The 8,305-nt window shown below is 42.3% G+C and carries 7 protein-coding genes and 1 pseudogene; 2 read left to right on the top strand and 6 right to left on the bottom strand.

Features of this window, described 5'->3' with window-relative positions; genetic code table 11:
• A partial coding sequence (locus tag V7K46_RS28975) for a tetratricopeptide repeat protein (protein WP_335119395.1) occupies positions 1-1,121 on the top strand: 1,121 nt, incomplete at its 5' end.
• A gap of 757 nt (positions 1,122-1,878) precedes the next feature.
• On the opposite strand, the gene V7K46_RS28970 is transcribed toward V7K46_RS28975, so the two are convergent.
• From V7K46_RS28970 to rplU, 5 genes and pseudogenes are all read right to left on the bottom strand, one after another.
• Positions 1,879-2,595 carry a molybdopterin-dependent oxidoreductase gene (locus tag V7K46_RS28970; protein ID WP_335119391.1) on the bottom strand — a complete coding sequence of 239 codons (717 nt, stop codon included), beginning with the start codon at positions 2,593-2,595 and terminating at the stop codon, positions 1,879-1,881.
• A gap of 7 nt (positions 2,596-2,602) precedes the next feature.
• Positions 2,603-2,908: pseudogene (locus V7K46_RS28965) on the bottom strand (cytochrome b/b6 domain-containing protein); the annotation flags it as partial.
• Between the two features lie 83 nt (positions 2,909-2,991).
• On the bottom strand, positions 2,992-3,129 hold the full coding sequence (locus tag V7K46_RS28960) for a hypothetical protein (protein WP_335119389.1): 138 nt from the start codon (positions 3,127-3,129) through the stop codon (positions 2,992-2,994).
• A 361-nt stretch (positions 3,130-3,490) separates the two neighbouring features.
• Positions 3,491-3,787 carry a 50S ribosomal protein L27 gene (rpmA, locus tag V7K46_RS28955; RefSeq protein ID WP_335119387.1) on the bottom strand — a complete coding sequence of 99 codons (297 nt, stop codon included), beginning with the start codon at positions 3,785-3,787 and terminating at the stop codon, positions 3,491-3,493.
• A 30-nt stretch (positions 3,788-3,817) separates the two neighbouring features.
• Positions 3,818-4,225 carry a 50S ribosomal protein L21 gene (gene rplU / locus V7K46_RS28950; protein WP_273763262.1) on the bottom strand — a complete coding sequence of 136 codons (408 nt, stop codon included), beginning with the start codon at positions 4,223-4,225 and terminating at the stop codon, positions 3,818-3,820.
• Between the two features lie 429 nt (positions 4,226-4,654).
• On the opposite strand from rplU, the gene V7K46_RS28945 reads away from it, so the two are divergent.
• Positions 4,655-4,888 carry a Nif11-like leader peptide family natural product precursor gene (locus V7K46_RS28945; RefSeq protein WP_334794170.1) on the top strand — a complete coding sequence of 78 codons (234 nt, stop codon included), beginning with the start codon at positions 4,655-4,657 and terminating at the stop codon, positions 4,886-4,888.
• 630 nt (positions 4,889-5,518) lie between these two features.
• Here the strand turns inward: V7K46_RS28945 and V7K46_RS28940 are convergent.
• Complete coding sequence (locus V7K46_RS28940; protein WP_335119384.1) at positions 5,519-7,918, bottom strand: FAD-dependent oxidoreductase; 2,400 nt, start codon at positions 7,916-7,918, stop codon at positions 5,519-5,521.
• Positions 7,919-8,305: the final 387 nt, after the last annotated feature.

Raw genomic sequence — 8,305 nt, 5'->3', positions numbered from 1 at the left:
CTTTGTACATCGAAGCTTTGGCGATGACAAAACGCCTGCTGGGGGATGAACACCCAGATGTGGCAACTAGCCTGAACAATTTGGCAGGACTCTACGATTCACAGGGAAGGTACAGCGATGCCGAACCTTTGTACATCGAAGCTTTGGCGATGACAAAACGCCTGCTGGGGGATGAACACCCAGATGTGGCAACTAGCCTGAACAATTTGGCAGGACTCTACAATTCACAGGGAAGGTACAGCGATGCCGAACCTTTGTACATCGAAGCTTTGGCGATGAGAAAACGCCTGCTGGGGGATGAACACCCCTCGGTGGCAACTAGCCTGAACAATTTGGCAGGACTCTACAAATCACAGGGAAGGTACAGCGATGCCGAACCTTTGTACATCGAAGCTTTGGCGATGACAAAACGCCTGCTGGGGGATGAACACCCCTCGGTGGCAACTAGCCTGAACAATTTGGCAGGACTCTACGATTCACAGGGAAGGTACAGCGATGCCGAACCTTTGTACATCGAAGCTTTGGCGATGAGAAAACGCCTGCTGGGGGATGAACACCCCTCGGTGGCAACTAGCCTGAACAATTTGGCATTCCTCTACTATTCACAGGGAAGGTACAGCGATGCCGAACTTTTGTACATCGAAGCTTTGTCGATGAGAAAACGCCTGCTGGGGGATGAACACCCAGATGTGGCAACTAGCCTGAACAATTTGGCAGCACTCTACAATTCACAGGGAAGGTACAGCGATGCCGAACCTTTGTTAATCGAAGCTTTGGCTATGACAAAACGCCTGCTGGGGGATGAACACCCAGATGTGGCAACTAGCCTGAACAATTTGGCATTCCTCTACTATTCACAGGGAAGGTACAGCGATGCCGAACCTTTGTTAATCGAAGCTTTGGCGATGAGAAAACGCCTGCTGGGGGATGAACACCCCTCGGTGGCAACTAGCCTGAACAATTTGGCAGCACTCTACAAATCACAGGGAAGGTACAGCAATGCCGAACCTTTGTTAATCGAAGCTGTGGAGATTGCTGAAAAACGGTTGGGAGCAAATCATCCCAATACAATAACCATTCGTAAAAATCTAGAAGACTTGCGGCGGAATCGTCAGCCTTGATTCAGGAGAATGGTTGCTTTTGTCTCCCGTTGGTTTGAGTAATTTAGGTAATCTGCACCGGCTGCATTACCCGCGTGGGATTCAAATCCCAGTCTAATAGCTTAAGTCCTCTAAAGAGGACTAATACAAATTTAGTTTAATAATGATACAAATACGTTGGTAAGGGCACGGCAATGCCGTGCCCCTACGAAATATCTATATGTATCAAGGTTTTTGTAAATTGGTCTAAGCAATTTTTTGAGATTAATTGCAGTCCACTTGAGTGGACTTAGGCTATTAGCCCAGTACTTTGAGTGCTGGGCGGGATAGGCAGCTAATTGAGATACATTAACGAGTATTTTATCTCCGTTAACGAGTCTTTTAGCTCCGTTAACGAGTCTTTTATCTCCGTTAACGAGTCTTTTATCTCCGTTAACGAGTCTTTTATCTCCGTCAACGAGTCTTTTATCTCCGTCAACGAGTATTTTATCTCCGTCAACGAGTATTTTATCTCCGTCAACGAGTATTTTATCTCCGTTAACGAGTCTTTTATCTCCGTCAACGAGTCTTTTAGCTCCGTTAACGCAATACAGTTCAGTTAAGGCTTAACTCTTTATCAAAGTCATTTTTTAACGTAGACGCGGAGCGGCTTGCCGCAGGCTACCGCCAAGGGCGCATTCGCGTAGCGTCTCCTTGGCGCAGCCTCTCGTAGAGAAGAGTTGAACGCAAAGGAAGAGAAGAAAGAGAAGGAATAAATGCTTAACTGAACTGTATTGGACTATAACCCTGCAAACCACTCATAGCCCTGATCCTCCCAATAGCCTTTAGTAGGTGACAAATTGCTGACAAAGGTAATTTGAGTCACCCACTTGCTTTGCTTGTAGCCCAGTTTAATTGGGGATGCTAGGCGCATGGGCGCACCATTATCAACTGATAAAGGTTGTCCATTCTTTTGATAAGCCATGAGAGTTTGCGGATGGATAGCAGAGGCCAGATCCCAGCTTTCATAATAGCCATCAGCAGATTTGAAATAGACATAGCGGACGTTTGACTTAGGCTGTACCAGCGCTACTAAGTCTCGTAATCGCACGCCTCCCCATTCAACGATCGCAGCCCAGCCTTCAACACAAATATGGCGAATTACCATTGAAGTTAAGGGAAGTTTTTGAATATCTGCCATGCTCAATTGCATCGGATTACTAACCTCACCATCAATCCTCAGCCGAAACTGCGCCGGATCAATTTGCGGGGTGAAGTCAAAGGTATTAATCAGCAATTTGTCTGCTTCTATGGCACTGACAGGAAATTCTGGTACAGGTTTTTGACTTAGCAGGAGTGCTTCAAGACGTTCATTCAGTGGCTCAGATATTTGCCACACATTATCTGAGAACAAATTTGTCCCACAGCCACCTAAAAGAAAGCCTACGCCTGAAAGTCCAGATAGTTGCAGTAACCGCCGACGGGATAGGGTGCGTTTGGGAAGAATCAGACTCATGGAACCTCTACACGAACATAGACTTAATTAGACGGATGCTTCCTACCTTCAGGGCAAGTAAGGAATGAGCAATTGTAAACAGTATGACAGTGGGAACAGTGATAAAGTGAACAGTGCGGAGATTTTGCCAATTACCAAACAGCCCAGAAATCCAATGCAGTTGGGCAGGTTTGTACATCGCCAAACCACTCAAGATTGCCAGCAGCAGCACTGGAATGATTGCAGTATAAACTAACCGATGCCATGCGTAGTTCTTGCGCTTTGGGTTCTGGCTGACTTGCAATGCTTTTAAGTCACCGCGATCGGCAAAGCGAAGCAATGACGGTAAATATTTTTGTACTTCAGGACTTACGCAAAATCATGATAAAACGTAGACGCGGAGCGGCTTGCCGCAGGCTACCGCAAAGGAATAAGAGTTTCAGAGAGTTCTTGCGTAGGAAAGAATGGAGCCAGCCAAAATTGTATCTGCACATCCCAACCGAGAAGAATAGCGATCGCAGCCACAGCGATCGCTACACCAGCTACGCAATCCAATTTCTTTGTGTAATATTTTGTTAGTGAATAACCTGTGCGCTTTGATGCTTCTGATAGTAATCTATGGGCAACAAAGGAACAAAGCGGCTTTTAAGGAAGTATTGGAAATATTTATGCAAATATGACCATCATGTGAGCGCTAACTAGCGATTAACCCTCTTTTGTAACTTTGGGAGAAGCCAATCGCTGAAAGCCTTTCAGAGTTTTAGTTTTCCAGTTTTGGCTACAAACTTTAGTTACTGTTAGATAATATTGGCTCAAAGCTCGACTAAATCAAACTTTCAGAATCTTGCTGAAATTATTGTTTTCCCAGAGTGACAAAAGAGGGTTAAGGTGGGCACTGTTACCCACCCAAACAACTCTAACTTGTTACTGCCTCAGCAGGGGCTGCCTCAGCAGCAGCTACGGGTAAATAAACACTAACTTTTTTACGGGTTTTGCCCTTTCTCTCAAACGTTACAACACCGTCGATTAAGGCAAACAGAGTGTCATCGCTACCAATACCGACGTTATTACCAGGGTGAAATTTGGTGCCGCGCTGACGCACGAGAATGTTTCCTGCACGTACAACTTGACCGCCATAACGCTTGACACCCAGACGTTGGGCATTAGAATCACGACCGTTGCGTGTACTACCTGTTCCTTTCTTATGAGCCATGATTTCCTCTTGTGTATCTACTTCTTTCTATTATTCAGCAGCGGTTTCAACTTCTTCGGCAGGAGTGTCATCTGCAACAGGGGTTTCCTTCTCCGGTTCTCCTTGGGCAGCAAACACTGCACCGTTAAGAGTGATGGAGTCAATCATAAGTCTGGTAATTTCTTGACGATGCCCCCGCTTTTTGCGAGTTTTCTTTTTCGGCTTCATTTTGTATACCAGGACTTTACGACCCCTGAAATGTCGCAGTACAGTCCCTTCTACAGTCGCACCTGTCACTAGTGGCTGTCCAATGCTGACTTCGCCATCGTGCTGCACGAGTAATACGGAGTCTATTGTAACTTTTTCGTCTGGTTCGGTCGTAAGCAGTTCAATATCATAAAACCGCCCTGGCTCTACTCGTATTTGTTTACCGCCAGTTTCAATAATTGCGTAGGTCATGGAATTGTCCTTGAGGTTGCCGTACAGGTAGCTGGTTTTTATCTCCTATAGAGACGCTTTTACCAGCTTTTGTAATATGTCTACCTGATCCGAGCAGGAATTAGACAGACAATCTAATATTATATTTTATTAACAGGTGTCAAGTCAAGCTTTCATTTACCAAAAGCCGTCATCGCTAATCACCCATCCAAAAAATGTAAAATGCTTTTTAGTTAAATACTGCTTCTATCTTAGGGCTGACTTTTACAAAGTAGCAGAAATATTTAGACTAAAACTTATACTTTCTTGTCAGAATCCACACATTTTTATTCTTTGTTTTAAAATTAGACTTACACGCTTAATCTAAAAGTTCTTCACAGAATTTAGGGAATCCACAGGAGTTAAATTACTACATTCAAACCTGATATTTCAAACAGGAGATGGATTGTCATGACACAGCAAAATGCTACCCGACTTTTTCAAGCCGTAAAACAAGATCAAGCATTACAACAAAGACTCAAAGTAACAGCTGACCCAGAAGCCTTCATCAAGATTGCTCAAGAGCAAGGCTATGATTTCACAGTCGAAGAACTAGACAGTGAAATCAGCAAATTGTCTGAAGAAGATTTAGCCGCCATTGTCAATCCAGGATGGGGGATTAGACGCCACATTAATCCTAGATAATTCCTGTTCTAGGAATCCGAAAGTTTAGGAACAACTGAATTGACAAGTTTTGCTCCTCAAGGGGATATCGTTGCATCATCTCCTTTTGGGGCATTCCTGTTAAAATAAGCAACTATGCTTCCCATTTTCCCACCTATTTAACTCATAAGTTAGGATAACTGTATTTTAACAATACCCTGGACAGAATTAAGCGGCGATCGCAAAGGCTAATGATGCTTTTTTAAGAATGGTAGGTTATTCGCAGGAAGATTTACTAGCAGGGCTTCGATGACGCGACATGATAGCACCAGAATATATTGAAGCTAACGACAGTGCGATCGCATGGTGGACTAGGATTAGGGTTAGCGATCCCGCCATTTGGTAGAATTACACGAGTCTAGGAATTGGACAGGGAGCGACATTCATTGTCAATCTGCCAATGAAAGCCGTTTATGTAGAGGCTGTAGGCGACTGGTGAACCCGAAGGGCGTTGCGTTACGCTAAAGAATAACGCACCACCTCGGATTTTAGGTGCCGTACTGTCCGCTCAAGTCGGGAAACCCGCCCAGACGGCTGGCTCCCCTACATATACTTAGATTTTTTTACAAATCAAATTGGATTGCTATAGCTTCAGCCTGCTAGAAAAAATCCTTACTTAGTATTGTAGAAATTGGTAGAATTGGCTACCTCATAGTCCCCTTGAAGGGTTGAATAGTCATGATTGCTCAAAAGAATAGCAATGGCAACATCCCTCGTACTTTGTGATCCTTTCAGTCTCTGTTCCAAATAAATCTGCCAAGAAATTTCCACATCACTTTCGAGAATTGGCTTCTCAATTGCTGTAACAACACCGTCCTGCTTGGGATGAATCGAGGAAGCGCTGTACTTCCACTCATTCCTATCCTTGAGAATGATGTCAGGAGAATCACCAATCTGTAATTGGAGATGTAACTCGTTTAGACGTACCCCCTGATATATGTCAAACATTCTCGATACAAGCCCTCCAGGGGTGCGTGCAGCTACTTCGATCAGAATCGGTTCTTCGCTACCTTCTTGTAGGAAGAAATCAATATTAAGTACACCATTTTTGGGGTAACCGTGTTCTAAACTTTGTAACGTATCACTTGAAAATTGCCAAAGTTTATGAAATTCTGGATCTTCTTCTCTAACAATAATATTGCCGATTTGATGACCATAAATGAACTCATCATTAGGTCGATACTGTTTGCAAGCAGCAAAATAACAAGGTTGACCGTTTTTGAGGACAACACTTGTATTATATAGTTGACCTGTAATGAATTCATTGAATTCAAATTCTTCATCTGAATCTACATTGCTGTCACACCAGGCTTTCAATTCATCAACAGTATGAATTCTTCTGGTTTTTTCACTTCCGGCTCCGGTAACTGGTTTGATAAAGATGTGATTACCCAGTTCTTCTAAAACAAACTTTAAGTATGAAACTGGCTCTTTACGGTATTGGTCTTGAGCAAAAATCAGATACTTTGGCACCTGAATCAGAGAATTTTTGAGGGTAGATTTGAGGTAACTCTTATCGGTAAACTGGCGGATCATTGTTGGGCGATCGCCTACTAGATTTAGAGCTTCACGCAACTGTGCAGCTAACAGCACTGAATACTGATCATTGGTAACAATCCGACAGTTGTCATCCAAAAGTTTATAATCAGTCTTAATCTGTTGATAGGTTTGGAGCAGATTTTGCAAATTATAAGGTTCTACAATCTGCACAAGATCCAAGTGCTGATACTGGGAGGGTATAACCTTACTGAGTCCTTCCCTACTACAGAGCAAAACCAGATTTCTATTATCTGCTCGGATATGGCTAAAATCAGTTTTGCTGGGAAGCATATCATGCAGCACAAAGACAATCTGCTTATTGCTATCCATCTTACTACTGTTCAAGGCAACTGGATTTGCCTCCTCGCGGAGCATTTCTTGTACCAACTGGACAATTTCTTGTGAACATCCCCATGATAGAGTTACTCCCGACCCTCCATGTCCATAGTTATAAAATACGTGTGTGTTTAAAACCCTTTCCACACAAACATTTTCCTCTGTTAATGGTCGTAAACCAGTCCTAACAGGCTCCTTTTCATCTAGTGGGAGTTCTCTTAATTCCTGTAGAAACTCCAAACAGCCATCATACATCTGTCGGATAATTGGAACCTCAAGAGATAGGTCTGTGTCCCATTGGTCTTGCTGTGTTAATCCTCCCAAGACCACCAAATCATCGCCTCTAGGAACTATGTAAACGATGTCTTGCTCATTTGAAGAAGATTCTTCGTGGGAAATACAATGAGCGTCTGTTACAACTTTACCGAGATTCTTAACCCTGACAAGTGCGCCTCTCAAGGGATACATGGAAGTATCCCCTGTAGTTGCTATCGAACCTAGTCCAGCACAGTTAACAATTGCCTTTGCATTAAAACGACGAAGTAGTTCCTGTTCATTTTGAACCAGATTGACAGTAATTTTTTCCTGGATAATCTCACATCCAATATCCTTTACCTGTTGAAGTAACCACTTCATGTAGACATCCGTGTTTGTCGTCGGAGCCATGTGTTTATAAGCATCTTTTATACCTCCTTTAAAATTCAAATCAATCGTTTCTTTGACAATCTGTAAGCCTCTTTCAAATCCATCAACCTTATCTTTCAACTCATTCATTTTACGAAGTTCAGTAGGTCGATTTTCCAAAACATCCTTGAAATAGAAATACGCATCCTTCAAATAAAGTCCTGTTTCTTCTGAGCCAAACTCTGCGTGTATTTTCTTGAATTTATTATAGGTAGTCATACACCAGTTTTTAGAGCGTTCCAGGGATCTGGGAGCACCATGACTACCACAGACTGCTGGTGGCCATTCCCACAATGCACCTGCCACAATAGAAGTTAAATCTGGGGCAAAACGATCTGCAACAATCACAACTCTAAAACCTACCTCTCTCAGACATATCGCGGTTGTTAGACCACTTACTCCTGCCCCAATTACTAAAATTTTTACATCCTCGTCCGGCAATAGGTTACTCATTAAAAATTCTCTCGATTTTTTGCAGTACAAAATAAATGCATTAATTTGACCATTAATGATATTAAATTGGCTGCTTTAGGGTTGGGGTAGGGTTAAGAACTTCTGAGGATTTTGCATTTGTTACAAACATTACTCATAAAATATTTTAAAAGTATCTTTATTCACAAAGAAGTAGATTATATCATATTAGTAAACCATTTAAATCATGCTTAATAGGGTTTTAGAACTACTCCTTAAGGGATAAATATTTTTATTATACTTATTGAGTTTTAAAAGTGACTGTTAGAGATAATAATTACTTTTGTAGATATTGTTATTTTTTATAAATAAAGTAATTACGAATAAAAAAGTTAAAATACTTCAAAAACTTCAGCATCTCGAAAAATA

The organism is Nostoc sp. (assembly GCF_036917395.1).
GTDB lineage: Bacteria > Cyanobacteriota > Cyanobacteriia > Cyanobacteriales > Nostocaceae > Nostoc.
The sequence above is the reverse complement of the archived record's forward strand: the minus strand, read 5'-3'. Positions and strand labels throughout refer to the sequence as shown.

Coding starts and splice junctions, on each gene's coding strand:
- rplU (WP_273763262.1), bottom strand. CDS start 4,225: ATGACCTACGCAATTATTGAAACTGGCGGTAAACAAATACGAGTAGAG.
- V7K46_RS28970 (WP_335119391.1), bottom strand. CDS start 2,595: ATGAGTCTGATTCTTCCCAAACGCACCCTATCCCGTCGGCGGTTACTG.
- rpmA (WP_335119387.1), bottom strand. CDS start 3,787: ATGGCTCATAAGAAAGGAACAGGTAGTACACGCAACGGTCGTGATTCT.
- V7K46_RS28945 (WP_334794170.1), top strand. CDS start 4,655: ATGACACAGCAAAATGCTACCCGACTTTTTCAAGCCGTAAAACAAGAT.
- V7K46_RS28940 (WP_335119384.1), bottom strand. CDS start 7,918: ATGAGTAACCTATTGCCGGACGAGGATGTAAAAATTTTAGTAATTGGG.